Origin of the sequence: Pseudomonas fluorescens, from assembly GCF_001708445.1 — a bacterium.
Taxonomy (GTDB): Bacteria; Pseudomonadota; Gammaproteobacteria; order Pseudomonadales; family Pseudomonadaceae; genus Aquipseudomonas; species Aquipseudomonas gorinensis.
The window spans coordinates 3,052,554-3,066,669 of sequence record NZ_CP015637.1 but is presented as its reverse complement, the minus strand read 5'-3'; the positions used below and the strand labels follow the sequence as shown (position 1 = coordinate 3,066,669).

Sequence of the window (14,116 nt, the reverse complement as noted above, 5' to 3'; positions counted from 1 at the left end):
GGGGCTCAGATCGACCGTTGATTGACACGTTGTGACAGCTCATCGGCGCTTTCCTTGCGCTCCGAGTAACGGTCCACGAGGTCCGGGCGTTCACGCAGCAGTACGGTGAACTTGACCAGTTCTTCCATCACATCCACGACGCGGTCATAGAGGGCCGACGGCTTCATGCGGTCGTGCTCATCGAACTCCATGAACGCCTTGGGCACCGAGGATTGGTTGGGGATAGTGAACATGCGCATCCAACGGCCCAGCACGCGAAGCTGGTTCACCGTGTTAAAGGATTGAGAGCCCCCGGAGACTTGCATCACCGCCAGCGTCTTGCCCTGGGTCGGGCGAACGGCACCGAGGGCCAGCGGCACCCAGTCGATCTGCGCCTTGAACACTGCCGACATCGAACCGTGGCGTTCGGGAGAGCACCAGACCTGGCCTTCCGACCACTGCATCAGCGCCAACAGCTCTTGAACCTTGGGGTGGTCGTTGGGTGCATCGTCAGGCAATGGCAAGCCGCTGGGGTTGAAGATTTGCGTGTCGGCGCCGAAGTGGCGCAGCAAGCGCGCGCACTCCTCAACCAGCAACCGGCTGAACGAGCGGGGTCGGTTGGAGCCATAGAGCAGCAGGATACGCGGAGGGTGAGCCAGCCCGGTCTGCCGGGGCGGTGCGAGGCGGGTGTCCAGGTTGGGCAGGGTGGTCATGACGCTCTCCGGTTATAACAGCGCAATGCGCTCGAGTTCAGCCTTCAGCTCAGCGGCGCTGAGGCGGTCGAACGGCAGGGCGAAAAAGGCACGACAGCGGGTCTCGATGGTCTCCAGCGTGGCCTTGAATGCTGCATCGACAAGTGCCTCGTCACCTTGCACATCCGAGGGGTCTTCCAGCCCCCAGTGCGCCTTCAGCGCAGGCCCGAAATACACCGGGCAGGCTTCGCCGGCGGCCTTGTCGCAGACCGTGATCACCACGTCTGGCGGGCTGCCTTCAAAGGCGTCATTGCCCTTGCTGTACAAACCCTCGGTACTGATGCCCGCCGCCTGCAACGTGCTCAGGCTACGGGGCAGGACCTGGCCCTTGGGGAAGCTGCCGGAGCTGATCGCCACGAAACCGGGCGGCGCAAGGTGGTTGAACATGGCTTCTGACAGGATGCTGCGGCAGCTATTGGCGGTGCACATGAACAGGACTTTCATCACAGAGTTCCTTCAGAACGTGAGGCGCAAGGCGAGGGCGGCGAGGGTGATCAGCAGCACCGGCAAGGTCAGTACGATGCCGACCTTGAAGTAGTAGCCCCAGGTAATGTTGATGCCCTTGCGCGCCAGGATATGCAGCCACAGCAACGTGGCCAGGCTGCCGATAGGGGTGATTTTCGGACCCAGGTCGCTGCCGATGACGTTGGCGTAGATCATCGCGTCCTTGACCACGCCCACGGCATGGCTGGACTCGATGGACAGCGCACCGATCAATACGGTCGGCAGGTTGTTCATCGCTGACGACAGCAGCGCGGTGAGCACCCCGGTGCCCATCGCCGCGCCCCATACGCCATAGGTGGCGAAGCTGTCGAGCCAGGTCGCCAGGTAGGTGGTCAAGCCGGCGTTACGCAGGCCATAGACCACCAGGTACATGCCCAGGGAAAAGACCACGATCTGCCAGGGGGCTTCCTTGAGTACTTTGCGTGTGGAGATCTTGTGGCCTTTGGCTGCGATCACCAACAGCAGCACGGCGCACACCGCGGAAATCGCGCTGATGGGAATGCCCAGTGGCTCCAGGGCAAAACAGCCCACCAGCAGGATGCCCAGCACCCACCAACCGGCGCGAAAGGTGGCGCGGTCATGGATCGCACTGGCGGGGTCTGCCAGGTCGGCCGGGTCGTAGGTACCGGGAATATCGCGGCGGAAAAACCACAGCAGCACCGCGAGGGTCGCGGCGACGCTGACCAGGTTCACCGGCACCATGACTGCCGCGTATTCGTTGAAGCCGATCTTGAAATAGTCTGCCGAAACAATGTTCACCAGGTTGGAGACCACCAGCGGCAGGCTGGCGGTATCGGCGATAAACCCAGCACCCATGACAAATGCCAGGGTCGCGGCAGGGGAAAAACGCAGGGCCAGCAGCATCGACATCACGATAGGGGTGAGGATCAATGCGGCGCCGTCATTGGCAAACAGCGCCGAGACCAGCGCCCCCAGCAGCACCATATAGGCGAACAACCGACGGCCCCGGCCGCGTCCCCAGCGCGCCACGTGCAGGGCGGCCCAGGCAAAGAAGCCGGCTTCGTCCAGCAACAGGCTGATGATGATCAAGGCGACAAAGGTACCGGTGGCATTCCAGATGATGTGCCACACCACCGGGATGTCCGTCAGGCTGATAACGCCACACGCCAGGGCCAGGATCGCGCCCAGGCTGGCGCTCCAGCCGACGCCCAGGCCCTTGGGCTGCCAGATGACCAGAATGATGGTGAACAGGAAAATCGCACTAGCGACAAGCATGAATAAAAGCTCCGATGGCTCAGCAGCAGGTGCCGGCCCGTTGTGGTCTGTCGCCCATTGCATCAAGACGCAGCGCGTCGTTTTGCAACCATGGCTGATTGGCTTGCAAGGTGGTGTCCAGCACGTGACGCACCCAGTCGGGCAGTGCCGGATTGATGCGGTAATAAATCCATTGCCCTTGGCGACGATCCAGCAGCAGCCCGCCACTGCGCAGTTGTGCCAGGTGGCGGGAGATCTTTGGCTGGCTGTCGTCCAAGGCATGGATCAATTCGCACACACAAAGTTCGCCTTCGCGCAGGATCAACAGCGTCAAGCGCACCCGGGTTGGGTCGGCGAGGCATTTGAACAGGGCTGGAGGGGAGAAAAGATCCGACATGACTGATGCACATATATATGGATATACGAATATACGTATTTCCATATGTTTCAGTCAAATCCTGTTTCGATTGATATGGATCAAGTCAGCGCAAATGCGCCACAAGTGTTTGAAATTAAAATGAAACATGAATGTCCTAAAGTGCCTGCTATTGCTGATGAAGGAATACCTCGCGTGACCCGTGCCACTCGCAACCTGCGCAAGACCCTGGATTCCGTCGCGGAAAATAACGAAACCGCGGCATTCGACCTGATGCGCGCGGTCGAAAAACTCAGCGATGAAGTGCTGCGCCAGCGCCTGCTCAATACGATCCATCGGCTCAACCAGGACGCCCACGAACTGCGTGAAGCGCGGGATTCGGTGGAGCAGGTATCGGTCAGACTGGCTTGAGCCGACGATCACATGAGGAAAACAACTCAAAGGAACGCCTGAAGGGGGAATCTCTACTCAGGGTCAGGAAGCAATCATAGACCTGACAACCTGAGGCCCTAATATGATACCGCCGAGAGTCATAGGCTCGTATTTTGACGCAACGGTGCGTCGCAACGAAGTCAACAGCCCTGCGCAACAACTGCCAGGGCCTGCATCAGGTTCGATACCCCGTACTGAAGGTGTTAAAAAAACCGTCCGCTTGCAATCTCCTCTTGTTACGCCTGAACTCAGGGATTATGTGAAGGCGATAACGTCGAGTTTTCTTACCCCCGCACAAAACACTTCGGCTCTTATCGCGGCCGCACTCAAGAGTCAGTGGAAAATAGAGATAGACCCCGATGTCGCGCGTATCGCAACGTTCAATTATCACCTCGGTCAGCCCAAGCCGGCGGGGGGTAAGTTACTGAACAGCATCACGCTGACAGAGGCTGCCCTTACAAACATGCGCGACAAAAATCCGGACGATGAAACGGCCAAGGTGCAAAAGCCATGGTGGCGTAAAGTTATCGACCTGGTAGAAGAGAATTCGCCGTTGGCGATGGCCATCCAGCAGCGCCAGCATGTTGCGGATTACGCGGGCGCTCACGAATATATTATTCCGCTGTTCGATCCCAACGCTCAGCACACTTATCATGCGAATGAAACGCTGCACCATACGCCGCAGGCATTCCGGGACTTGTTGCGGCAGACCGAACTCAGTGAGCCCTACAAGGCCCACCTGGATAAGTTTTGGCCTGCCCATGAAGATAAATATACGCAATGCAGCAAGTTTGCTTTTGCCGCGGCGGCACAGATCCAGCATAAAGAAGGCAGCCTCAGTAACTATGAAGCAAGCCTCGCCATGCGCGCCGCAGGGTTTGGTGTCGGCAGCCGTCTGAGCGATATGACGGCGGCTGACCTGAAGGCGCCGTTTCGCCAGGCCGCCACGCTTGAAACCGGCCTGTTGTCCATTGACGGCAGTCCTTCCACCGATCTCGTCTACGTCACTGACAAGCGCCCGCGCATGAATGGCAAAGGCCAGAAAATCAATCACACGCTGCTGTATATCCCCGGAAACTCCTCACCGATTCATCGATTTGACAGCGTTGCGCAGATGAAAGGCTGGTTGGCGGATCAGGCGGCCGATCCGAACAAACGAGTGCAGTTGAGTACGCATTTCAAAGAAAACGATCAAGACGACAAGGTGTTTTCGGACGGTGTCAAACAAGCGCTTAAGGGGCTGGGCGGCTGGTCCGAGGCAAAAACGCCCAATAAGTGGGGGTTTGAAGCACCCAATGGATGGGACCCGCAGGCCTATATCACCACAGAACCTGTGAGCGATGATCCGTTCCGCGCCATGACGCTGCGACAAAAGGCACGCTCCTATGCAGACGCCGACCATGAGATTGTCACCAACGCCGATGTGCTCAAGCGCCGGCTGACCACGCTTGCCGAGGCCGCGACCACGGCCGCGCTCATGCTGACGCCACTGGCAATGGTCGTTCCAGAAGTAGCGATTGCCGCTGAGGCCGTTTACGTCGCCGCTGGAGCCACTGAAATCGGCGTAGGTATTGATGATGCGGTGCATGGCAAATCAACGGCCACGGATCGCACAGTGTTCGGTCTGCTCAATGCCGTGCCGAGCGTTTTTCATGCTTCTGCGCGCTTGCCTGGCCTTTCCGTCAGCGGCCTTGGAAAGTTACCGGATGCGATTGAAAAAGCGGCTGGCGAGAACAAGAAACTCTTGGCGTTCGAGGCGGTATTTGACAGCGATGAAGTCGCGCAGACCACCGATGTTGTCGAGTTGTCCGGGGATGCGCCATCCACCAGCGATAATAAACGGGTACGCCTTGATGAATCGCACCCTTCGGAGGACGCCAAACGTATCAAGCTGAATGAGCAGCCCAGGGACCTGAATAAATTAAACGACCTGATTTTTACCTTTGTGGACACTTATAACGGAGCGGAGCGACTGAATATCGTGGCCCATGGCATGCTCGCAGACGACGGCGCAGAGCCGGTGGCGAATATGGTGCTCAATGACGTGAGTTATGACGCCGACGAGTTGACGGAGATGCTGTGGGATAACAACGTGCCCACCGATAAATATGCAAATATACGTTTGTTGATGTGCCATTCGGGGGCCGGCGGAGAGCGTTCTTTTGCTGCGCAGTTTCAGGCGAACATCGGGGTTCCGGTTAAGGCTTATGCAAACAGAGTCAATGCTGAGTTCACGCTGGACGATATCGAGGCTGTTTTTGCATCGTCGGATCGAAGCAAAAAATTAGTGCAGTTCGATGATGTACTGCCTGCCGAGCGCCGGCATCGAGTGATCAAAAAAAATCCCTATGCTTCCGACGTTGACAGTAAGGATTACGAAAAATACAAAAATTTCAGTTATGAACCTGTGCATTTTCCTCCACGGTCGGAAAACCCTAAACAGGCTGTGGCCGCAGCGTCGATGCCGGCACTCTAGGGCCGCCGTAGAGGCAAGGACGGCGGGGCCCGTGCAATATCGTTCAAGACAACCCGATTAGTACGCTGGCATGCTTGTCGACTGTCTGTCGATGAGCTGCCTTCATGCCTACTGCCTTGCCTCATTACGCGTTCGCCCGTGGCGCGATCGCCGTCATTCCATTATCCCTGGCCTGTGCGCCGTGGGGACTGCTCGCCGGTTCCATGGCCATTGATGCGCAATTTACGCCGCTGCAAGCCCAGGGTTTATCCGCCATTGTCTTTGCGGGGGCCGCGCAGTTGGTGGCCATCGGTATGGTCAAGAGCGGCGCCAGCCTGGTGTCGATCGTGCTGACGACGCTGTTGCTGACCTCCCAGCATTTGCTCTACGGCATGCACATGCGCCCGACGTTATCCGCGCTGAACACGCGCTGGCGCATGAGCCTGGGTTTTTTGCTGACCGATGAGTTCTTCGCGCTGGTCAACCACTATGACCGTGAGACGTTCAACCGCTGGTACGCCCTGGGGGTGGGCCTGACGTTCTATATCGTCTGGAACCTGTTCACCCTGGTCGGCATCGTGCTCGGCAAGAGCATTCCCGGGCTTGATCAGCTCGGGCTCGAATTTTCTATCGCCGCCACCTTCATCGCCTTGATTACACCGGTGGTTCGTGACGTGCCGACGGTGGTGTGTGTCGCGGTTGCGCTGCTGTGCTCGGTGTGGCTGAGTTACTTGCACTGGGAGTCGGCGGTGGTGGTTTCCGGTGTGTTGGGTATGAGTGCAGGGTTTGCCTGCAAGCGATTGGGGGTAGGGCAGCGATGATCTACCTCATGATTGTGGCGATGGGGCTGGTGGTGTTTCTCAACCGCTACCTGTTTCTCGAGCCGCGGCTGCCAGTACGGCTCAACCGTGGCGCACGGGAGTTTCTCGGTTTTGCCGTGCCGGGCATGCTCACGGCGATCTGCGGGCCGATTATTTTCCTCGCCGACCACCAACTCAACCTGAGCCCGGCCAATCCTTACCTGTTGGCCGGAGTCTGCGCGGTCGCACTGATGTTCTGGACGCGTAACGTGCTGCTCACGGTGCTGCTGAGCATGGCGTTGTTCTATCTGTTTCGCTGGTGGCTCTGATACGCAGGCAAAAAAAAACCCGCGGGAGGGCGGGCAGAAGGGAGACTTCTAAAAATGAGCTTGGCCAGTATGGGTGGCACGGTCTTCCTTCACAGTGAAACTAAATTCATACGGCTGACAGCAAAGCAGCCCTGGGCGGGGCTGCGACGGCGCTTTAGGCTAAAACCGGCGCCTGGTCATTTCTTCCTGGACTGCGCCTCGGCAGCCAGGCACTCCAGGGCGAATTGCTCGGTGTAAGTCATCTGGATTGGCGTGCTTTCGCCTTTGACCGTGCGCTCGCCATCGAGAATGTAGCGAATGCGCTTGTCGGTGACACCGATGCGCTTGGCGATCCAGGTGGGTGTCTGGCCGATGCGGCTGATCAGCTTGTCGGCGTAATCGGTGGACGGGTTGTAGTGTTCGGCGTTGGGTGTCATCGGTTTTCCAGGTAGAAGCGAACTCGCAAGTAGGCGACAGGGTGACGTAATAATCCTTGGGTGTCGCCTGCTAATGGTAGAGTCGCGTTTTTTTCAAGGAGGCAATGGCATGCGGAAGGTAGTAGTGGGCGCATTGGTGCTGGCGATGCTCGGCGGTTGCGCAGGTTCGAAGATGAACACGGCGCGCGCCGGTACACCCTACAAGACCCTGGCTTCGGACAAGGCCGCCCTGGTGGTTGCTCAATGCATCCAGTTCGGCTGGCAGGACGAGAGCGTGTTCGGCGTCGATGCCGGCGGGTTCAAGGAGCCGACCGAGGCCGGAGGTTTCACGGTCTACACCACCGGCGGCGATTACTTTGTGGATGTGCGCACTGCCGGTGCCGGCTCCACCATCAATTACTTCGCCGCCCAGGACGATATGCCAGCCAAGCGCCGGTTGGCCGCTCTCGCGACCTGTCTGTAATCCGTTGCCTTAGCCGTTTTCGGAAATGCCCGGCGGGACAGCCACTGGGCATTGCCTTATGATTCACTCGCTCGCTCGACGTGATGGCTCTTTACCAGTACACGGATGTCGAGGCCCAACGTCGGGCGGGCACCCTTTGCATCGGCGCGTCCCTTCAACGAGGCATATAGCCCAGGTGCCAGCGGCGGGGGATCTTCAACGTCACCACCCCCAGGAATGCCGCCAGGGCACCGCTGATCAACAGCGCACGCAGGCCCAGCTGGTGCTCCAGCAGCGCCCCGAGCACCGCGCCGACAAACATCCCCGTCCACGGGATCAATTGCACACGCCAGCCACTGCGCCGTTCTCCCATCATCCAGCGGCCCAGCCCGCGCCCGAAGCGTGAAAGCGCCCCGGTGACATAGGTGAGACCCACCGGCAAGCCGTTGACCTCCTCGACCGCCGCATTGAGCATGCCCATGGCCACGATCGCCGCCAGCAACGCCGGCAACATTTCCGCAAACGGCCATAGCGCACCGCCGCAGAGCAGGGCCGCGATGCACAACAGCAAAGGCAGGGCATGGCGTTGACTGACGCGACTGACGACCACCCCCAACGCGTTGCCAGCGATAAAGGTAGCAACCAGCAACAGCAGGCGCCCGGTCAGGCCGAGGTCACCCTCGCTGATCGCTACCGCCAGGCGCGTGGTGTTACCGCTCATGAACGAAACAAAGTCGCCGCTGGCCATGAAGCCAATGGCGTCCGTCATACCCGCCAGCACCGAAAGGCTGGCGACCAGCATCAAGCCGACTCGGCCGCGCCATCGCTCTCGGTGAGCGAGTGCGGCGTTGGTGTAAGGCTTGCGGGATGAAGGCAGCATGGGGCCGGGTTCCTCGGTGAGATTATCCGGCCACTACCGTAGGACGCTTTGTGCGTCCGCGCAATGATCTCAGACACCCTCCAGTCGCCAACCATCGTTTCGCCAGGTCAAGTAGTGGGTGGGCTCGATGGCCTGCAGAAAGGCTGCGTCGTGTGACACCGCGACGATCGCCCCATTAAAACCTTTCAACGCCTGTTCGAAGGCGAGCACCGACTCCAGGTCCAGGTGATTGGTCGGCTCGTCCAATAACAGCAGTTGCGCCGGGACTTGCCGCCACAGGGCGACCGCCATCGCGGCCTTCAAGCGTTCGCCGCCGCTGAGTTGCCCCGTCGGTCGTGTCACCCGCACTGCATCCAGTTGCAGCAGGGCTAGGCGGGTGCGCACGTCGGCTTCCGCCAGCGGTGTGTCGAGCAGGTTGAGTTGCTCGATGATGGAGCGCTGGTCGTCCAGCAATGCCAGGTGCTGATCGATGTAGGCACACGGGACCGGCACTGAGCATTCGCCACTGACCGGCTGCCATTGGGCCGCCAGCAGCTTGAGCAAGGTGGATTTACCGCAACCGTTCGGCCCACGCACGGCGACGCGCACGGGGCCCGCCAGGCTGAACGTGATCGCCGGCTGATCCACCCACGGCAGGCGGGCCTCGACCAGGGCCACGACTTGCCGGCCATTGGGGACTGCCGAATCCGGCAAGGCCAGCAACGTTGGTGTCTGTTGCGCCACCCGTTCGTAGGCGTGGCGCACCTGCGCATCCAGCTCGTTCTTGCAGGCCTGATGGGCACTGCGCAGCGTGCTGACGATTTGCGTCGCCGCGCCTTTCCAGCGGGCCTTGGTGAAGCGGTCGACGTTGGCGGTCTCGGCATGCTTGCGTGAACGGGCGGCGCTGCGCTGCAGGCTGTCATGGTCATTTTGCAGGCGCCGACGCTCGCGGCTGCGTTCCAGGCGGGCGTGTTCCCAGGCCGAGACGGCGGCGTGTTGCTCGGTGTCGCGCTGTTTACGATAGGCCTGGTAATTGCCGCCATACACACGAGCGCCGAGGGGCGACAGTTCGATGATGCGGCCCAGGCTGTCGAGCAGTTGCCGATCATGGCTGACCACCACCAGGCCGCCTCGCCAGTCGTGCAGCGCTTGCAGCAGCCACTCGCGACCGGCGCTGTCGAGGTGGTTGGTCGGTTCGTCCAGTACCAGCAACTGCGGCGCCGCCAGCAGGGCGCCGATCACCGCGACTCTGGCCAACTGGCCACCGCTGAGTCGATCGGCTGCGGCGTTGAAGTCGAGGCCGTGCAGTCCGGCTGCATCCAGGGCTGTACGCAGGCGTTCGGCAAGGTCCCAGCGCTCGTCAATCAGTTCCAGGTCATCGCTTTGCCCCTGGCCTTGGGTCATGCGTGCAAGCGCGGCCAATACTGGAGCGGTGCCCGTGACATCGGCCACAGTTGTTCCGGCCTGGATGGCCAGGGCCTGCGGGACGTAGGCCACGCTGGCGTATGCCTTGAGTGTCCCGGAGGAGGGGCGCAGAACCCCGGCGATCAATTGCGCCAGGATGCTTTTGCCGCAGCCATTTCGGCCAACTATCCCGGTGGGGGTGTGATCGATGGACAGGTTCAGGTCTTCCAGTAAGGTTTCGCCATGGGCGAACTGGAAGGACAGGTGTTGCAGGGATACAAGCACGGGCAGCCGGTTGACGTCAGTCATCAGCACCTCCAAAAAAATGTCGACAGGCCAACAAGCGCGCCAGGCGGCTCGTTGCAGATACATTTTGGAAGGCTTAGTGATTCACGTCGGCGGTCGTCCCATGAGTTGGAAGGGAGGCAGAGGCTAGCCTACCTTGGCCTTGTCCGGCAAGTCGGCAGCCAGTTGTTCCAGGAACATCGCCAGCGCGACTTCCTCGGCTTTCAGGCCCTTGCGTACCCGCGGCCTGGGCAGTTTCGATAGCTGGCCGAGGCTGAAATGCTCAAGCACCGCCGGGTGGATATAACACTTGCGGCATACCGCCGGCGTGTTGCCCAGTTGCTTGGCGACGTCCTTGACCATCGCCACCACATGGCGTTTGGCGTCGGACTCCGGTTGCCACTCCAGTTCGCGCAGGACCGCCAGCGCCATGGCGGTGCCGGCCCAGGTGCGGTAGTCCTTGGCGGTGAAGTCGGCGCCGGTGAGGCTGTGCAGGTAAGCGTTGACGTCATGGGAGCTGACCGTGCGGCGTTCACCGTCTTCGTCCAGGTACTGGAACAGGTTCTGCCCCGGCAACTCCAGGCAGCGCTTGACCACGCTAGCCAGGCGTCGGTCCTTGACGCTGACTTGATGCTCGACACCACTCTTGCCGCGAAACTGGAACTGGATCTCGCTGCCCTTGATGTCCACATGCCGGTTGCGCAGGGTGGTCAGCCCGTAGGATTTGTTGGCACGGGCGTATTGGGTGTTGCCGACCCGAATCAATGTGGCATCCAGCAGCATGACCACGGTGGCCAGCACCTTTTCCCGAGTGAACCCCGGTTCGGCGAGTTGCGCTTGCAGCTGCTTGCGCAGTTTGGGCAGGGCTTCGCCGAACGCTTGCAGGCGTGCGTATTTGTCAGTGTCGCGTACTTCACGCCAGCGTGCGTGGTAGCGGTACTGCTTGCGTCCGCGCGCGTCGCGGCCGGTGGCTTGCAGATGGCCGCGCGGGTCGGCGCAGATCCATACATCGGTATAGGCGGGCGGTACGGCCAGGGCGTTCAGGCGCTTGATGTCTTCGGGATCGGTGATGCGCTTGCCCTGGGGATCAAAGTACTGAAATTTGCCACGCAGCTTTTTACGGCGAATGCCTGGCTGCGTGTCATCAACATAATGCAGGTCGTGGGGCAGGTCGGCGGGCAAGGCAGAATCGGGCATGGCGCAGGGTCCTTGGCAATCAGTCAGGCCGGTATGTCTGATTGACCGCAGGGTTTTGCGGTCGTGCCAAAAAGGTTTGTCATGCCAATACGGCAACCGCCTTGATCTGCGCCCATAGCATCTGCCCAGGGTGCAGTTGCAATTGGTCGCGGGAGAAACGGGTGATCCGCGCCAGCAACGGCGTGCCGCCAGCATCCAGGCGCACCAACACGTGGGCGCTGTTATCCGCTGAAATTTCCTGGGTAACCGTCACCGGCAGGCGGTTGAGGATGCTGCTGGGTTCTTCGCCTTGCAGGCTGAGGCTGACATCCCGCGCCTGCACCTTGATCCGCAGGGCCTTGCCCAGTGCGAGCGGTGCATGGGCCACACGCATGCGCAAGGCGCTGCCGGGCAATTGCAGGGTGAGCAATTGGTAATGTTCATCGTAGGCGCTGATGGTGCCGCTGATCACCACGCCGGCGTCGTCGCCCAACGCCAGGGGCAAGTCCAGGCGAGCCAGGGTTTCACCGATGGGGCCACTGGCCAAGGCTTTGCCTTCGCTGAGTAATACGATGTGATCGGCCAGGCGTGCCACCTCGTCCTGGGCGTGGCTGACATAGAGCACCGGGATATCCAGTTCGTCATGCAGGCGCTCCAGGTACGGCAGGATCTCGCCCTTGCGTTTGCTGTCGAGCGCCGCGAGCGGTTCATCCATCAGCAGTAACTTGGGGCTGGTCAGTAATGCCCGGGCGATGCCAATGCGCTGGCGTTCCCCCCCGGACAGGTGCTGGGGATGACGTTCGAGCAAATGCCCGATCCCCAATAAGTCCGTGGCCTGGGCCATGTCAACGCGCCGCGCCTGGCGAGGGATGCGCTTGAGGCCGAACTCCAGGTTGGCCCGCACGGACAAATGCGCAAACAGGCTCGCCTCCTGGAACACATAACCCAGCGCGCGCTTATGCGGCGGCACGAACAGCCCGCTGCGGCTGTCCTGCCAGATTTCATCGTTGACCTGGACAAACCCGTCCTTGGCGCGCTCCAGCCCGGCGATGCAACGCAGGCAGGTGGTCTTGCCGGAACCCGAATGCCCGTACAGGGCTGTCACGCCGCGACCGGGCAAATGCAGGTCCACCTCCAGCGCAAACGCGGCGTACTTGAGATGCAGGCGCACATTAATCATCGACATCAACTCCAGCCCATCTTGGTTTTACGGCTGGAGTAGAGCGCCAGCAATACAAGGAACGCGAAGATCACCATGGAACCGGCCAGCCAATGGGCCTGGGCATACTCCATCGCTTCGACATGGTCGTAGATCTGCACTGAGACCACCCGGGTCTTGTCCGGGATATTGCCGCCGATCATCAGCACCACGCCGAACTCACCGACGGTATGGGCAAAACCGAGAATCGACGCGGTGATGAATCCTGGGCGTGCCAGGGGCAGGATCACCGTGAAAAACGTGTCCCAGGGATTGGCGCGCAAGGTCGCAGCCACTTCCAGCGGGCGTGTGCCGATGGCGGAGAAGGCGTTTTGCAACGGCTGCACCACAAACGGCATGGAATAGATCACTGAACCGATCACCAACCCGGCGAAACTGAAGGTCAGGGTGCCCAGGCCCAGCCATTGGGTGAACTGGCCGAAATAGCCATTGGGCCCCATGGTTAACAGCAGGTAGAAGCCAATGACCGTGGGCGGCAGCACCAGCGGCAGGGCGACGATCGCACCAATGGGGCCGCGCCACCAGGATCGGGTGCGCGACAGCCACAGGGCAATCGGAGTGCCGATGACCAGCAGGATCACAGTGGTCAGTGAGGCCAGCTTGACGGTCAACCAGATAGCGGAAAAATCGGCACTCGAAAGTGGCATTTAGAGCTCATAACCGTAGGATTTGATAACGGCAGCGGCTTTTGGCCCTTTCAGGTACTCCACCAGTGCCTTGGCTGCGACGCTGTCTTTGCCTTTGTTGAGGATCACCGCATCCTGCTTGATTGGGTCGTGCAGCGACGCGGGGACAATCCACGCCGACCCGCTGGTGACTTTGCCGTCTTTATAGATCTGCGACAAGGCGACGAATCCCAGCTCGGCGTTGCCGGTGGAGACAAACTGGTAGGCCTGGGTGATGTTTTGGCCTTCAACGATCTTGTCCTTGACCTTCTCGGTCAAGCCTTCTTTGGCCAGCACCTGGGTGGCAGCGAGGCCGTACGGCGCGGCTTTCGGGTTGGCAATGGAGAGGTGCTTGAAGTCGTTCTTGTTCAGGACCTCGCCCTTGGCGTCCACATAGCCTGCTTTGGCCGACCACAGCGCCAGGGTGCCCACCGCGTAGGTGAAACGCGAGCCCTTAACGGTGGCGCCTTCGTCTTCGAGTTTTTTCGGGGTGGTGTCGTCGGCGCTCAGGAACACCTCGAACGGCGCGCCGTTCTTGATCTGGGTGTAGAACTGCCCGGTGGCGCCATAGGCCGCGACCAGTTTATGGCCGGTGTCTTTTTCGAAGTCAGCAGCAATTGCCTGGATCGGTGCGGTGAAGTTGGCGGCCACGGCCACCTGCACTTCATCGGCATGGGCCGAACCCACGGCGAAGGCAGCCATCAGGGTGGCCAGGGCGGTTGGGGCCAGGCGTGCGGCGCGAATCATCATGAAGCAGCTCCTTGGGACGTGTACGGCTTGTTATAGGTTGAAGGCTTAACCGCTATGT

Annotated in this window: 16 protein-coding genes; 5 read left to right on the top strand and 11 right to left on the bottom strand. The window is 60.4% G+C overall.

Translation table 11 applies throughout. From position 1 onward, the window contains the following. Positions 1-5: 5 nt before the first annotated feature. The 4 genes from arsH to A7317_RS13620 are packed head-to-tail and all read right to left on the bottom strand — an operon-like array spanning position 6 to position 2,847. Positions 6-692, bottom strand: a complete 687-nt coding sequence (arsH, locus tag A7317_RS13635; RefSeq protein WP_024075666.1) for an arsenical resistance protein ArsH — start codon at positions 690-692, stop codon at positions 6-8. 12 nt (positions 693-704) lie between these two features. Beyond that, a complete protein-coding gene (locus A7317_RS13630) occupies positions 705-1,175 on the bottom strand; it encodes an arsenate reductase ArsC (protein WP_024075665.1) in 471 nt (156 codons plus the stop codon). A gap of 12 nt (positions 1,176-1,187) precedes the next feature. Continuing rightward, a complete protein-coding gene (locus A7317_RS13625; RefSeq protein WP_024075664.1) occupies positions 1,188-2,471 on the bottom strand; it encodes an arsenic transporter in 1,284 nt (427 codons plus the stop codon). Between the two features lie 19 nt (positions 2,472-2,490). Next, entirely contained in the window at positions 2,491-2,847 is a 357-nt protein-coding gene (locus A7317_RS13620; protein WP_024075663.1) for a metalloregulator ArsR/SmtB family transcription factor, read from the bottom strand. A gap of 174 nt (positions 2,848-3,021) precedes the next feature. On the opposite strand from A7317_RS13620, the gene A7317_RS13615 reads away from it, so the two are divergent. From A7317_RS13615 to A7317_RS13600, 4 genes are all read left to right on the top strand, one after another. Continuing rightward, positions 3,022-3,237, top strand: coding sequence for a hypothetical protein (locus A7317_RS13615; protein ID WP_024075662.1), 216 nt, complete (start codon positions 3,022-3,024; stop codon positions 3,235-3,237). A 145-nt stretch (positions 3,238-3,382) separates the two neighbouring features. Then, positions 3,383-5,734 carry a dermonecrotic toxin domain-containing protein gene (locus tag A7317_RS13610; RefSeq protein WP_155766400.1) on the top strand — a complete coding sequence of 784 codons (2,352 nt, stop codon included), beginning with the start codon at positions 3,383-3,385 and terminating at the stop codon, positions 5,732-5,734. A 104-nt stretch (positions 5,735-5,838) separates the two neighbouring features. Next, positions 5,839-6,534, top strand: a complete 696-nt coding sequence (locus tag A7317_RS13605; protein WP_024075660.1) for an AzlC family ABC transporter permease — start codon at positions 5,839-5,841, stop codon at positions 6,532-6,534. After that, a complete protein-coding gene (locus A7317_RS13600) occupies positions 6,531-6,842 on the top strand; it encodes an AzlD domain-containing protein (RefSeq protein WP_024075659.1) in 312 nt (103 codons plus the stop codon). The genes A7317_RS13605 and A7317_RS13600 overlap by 4 nt, the downstream gene beginning before the upstream one ends. Positions 6,843-7,018: 176 nt before the next feature. Here A7317_RS13600 and A7317_RS13595 read toward each other — a convergent pair whose 3' ends face one another. Further along, positions 7,019-7,258, bottom strand: a complete 240-nt coding sequence (locus tag A7317_RS13595) for a hypothetical protein (RefSeq protein WP_024075658.1) — start codon at positions 7,256-7,258, stop codon at positions 7,019-7,021. 109 nt (positions 7,259-7,367) lie between these two features. Here A7317_RS13595 and A7317_RS13590 point away from each other — a divergent pair, with 109 nt between their 5' ends. Further along, positions 7,368-7,721 (top strand): hypothetical protein, encoded by a 354-nt coding sequence (locus A7317_RS13590; protein WP_024075657.1) that lies wholly within the window; start codon positions 7,368-7,370, stop codon positions 7,719-7,721. Between the two features lie 154 nt (positions 7,722-7,875). Here A7317_RS13590 and A7317_RS13585 read toward each other — a convergent pair whose 3' ends face one another. From A7317_RS13585 to modA, 6 genes are all read right to left on the bottom strand, one after another. Continuing rightward, complete coding sequence (locus A7317_RS13585; protein ID WP_024075656.1) at positions 7,876-8,580, bottom strand: YoaK family protein; 705 nt, start codon at positions 8,578-8,580, stop codon at positions 7,876-7,878. Between the two features lie 69 nt (positions 8,581-8,649). Next, positions 8,650-10,272 carry an ABC-F family ATP-binding cassette domain-containing protein gene (locus A7317_RS13580; RefSeq protein WP_069076040.1) on the bottom strand — a complete coding sequence of 541 codons (1,623 nt, stop codon included), beginning with the start codon at positions 10,270-10,272 and terminating at the stop codon, positions 8,650-8,652. A gap of 123 nt (positions 10,273-10,395) precedes the next feature. Then, complete coding sequence (locus A7317_RS13575; RefSeq protein WP_024075654.1) at positions 10,396-11,445, bottom strand: DNA topoisomerase IB; 1,050 nt, start codon at positions 11,443-11,445, stop codon at positions 10,396-10,398. A 79-nt stretch (positions 11,446-11,524) separates the two neighbouring features. Next, positions 11,525-12,610: a molybdenum ABC transporter ATP-binding protein gene (gene modC / locus A7317_RS13570; RefSeq protein ID WP_420492577.1), complete on the bottom strand. Its 1,086-nt coding sequence runs from the start codon at positions 12,608-12,610 to the stop codon at positions 11,525-11,527. After that, positions 12,610-13,290, bottom strand: a complete 681-nt coding sequence (modB, locus tag A7317_RS13565; RefSeq protein WP_069076039.1) for a molybdate ABC transporter permease subunit — start codon at positions 13,288-13,290, stop codon at positions 12,610-12,612. Before modB ends, modC begins: the two co-directional genes overlap by 1 nt. After that, the gene (gene modA, locus A7317_RS13560; protein ID WP_370531124.1) at positions 13,291-14,010 is read right to left on the bottom strand and encodes a molybdate ABC transporter substrate-binding protein; all 720 of its coding nucleotides are present in this window, start codon (positions 14,008-14,010) and stop codon (positions 13,291-13,293) included. Positions 14,011-14,116: the final 106 nt, after the last annotated feature.

What these genes read in the sequence shown, in the direction of transcription:
- arsH (WP_024075666.1), bottom strand. Translation starts at nt 692, where the DNA reads ATGACCACCCTGCCCAACCTGGACACCCGCCTCGCACCGCCCCGGCAG.
- A7317_RS13630 (WP_024075665.1), bottom strand. Translation starts at nt 1,175, where the DNA reads ATGAAAGTCCTGTTCATGTGCACCGCCAATAGCTGCCGCAGCATCCTG.
- A7317_RS13625 (WP_024075664.1), bottom strand. Translation starts at nt 2,471, where the DNA reads ATGCTTGTCGCTAGTGCGATTTTCCTGTTCACCATCATTCTGGTCATC.
- A7317_RS13620 (WP_024075663.1), bottom strand. Translation starts at nt 2,847, where the DNA reads ATGTCGGATCTTTTCTCCCCTCCAGCCCTGTTCAAATGCCTCGCCGAC.
- A7317_RS13605 (WP_024075660.1), top strand. Translation starts at nt 5,839, where the DNA reads ATGCCTACTGCCTTGCCTCATTACGCGTTCGCCCGTGGCGCGATCGCC.
- A7317_RS13600 (WP_024075659.1), top strand. Translation starts at nt 6,531, where the DNA reads ATGATCTACCTCATGATTGTGGCGATGGGGCTGGTGGTGTTTCTCAAC.
- A7317_RS13595 (WP_024075658.1), bottom strand. Translation starts at nt 7,258, where the DNA reads ATGACACCCAACGCCGAACACTACAACCCGTCCACCGATTACGCCGAC.
- A7317_RS13590 (WP_024075657.1), top strand. Translation starts at nt 7,368, where the DNA reads ATGCGGAAGGTAGTAGTGGGCGCATTGGTGCTGGCGATGCTCGGCGGT.
- A7317_RS13585 (WP_024075656.1), bottom strand. Translation starts at nt 8,580, where the DNA reads ATGCTGCCTTCATCCCGCAAGCCTTACACCAACGCCGCACTCGCTCAC.
- A7317_RS13580 (WP_069076040.1), bottom strand. Translation starts at nt 10,272, where the DNA reads ATGACTGACGTCAACCGGCTGCCCGTGCTTGTATCCCTGCAACACCTG.
- A7317_RS13575 (WP_024075654.1), bottom strand. Translation starts at nt 11,445, where the DNA reads ATGCCCGATTCTGCCTTGCCCGCCGACCTGCCCCACGACCTGCATTAT.
- modC (WP_420492577.1), bottom strand. Translation starts at nt 12,610, where the DNA reads ATGTCGATGATTAATGTGCGCCTGCATCTCAAGTACGCCGCGTTTGCG.
- modB (WP_069076039.1), bottom strand. Translation starts at nt 13,290, where the DNA reads ATGCCACTTTCGAGTGCCGATTTTTCCGCTATCTGGTTGACCGTCAAG.
- modA (WP_370531124.1), bottom strand. Translation starts at nt 14,010, where the DNA reads ATGGCTGCCTTCGCCGTGGGTTCGGCCCATGCCGATGAAGTGCAGGTG.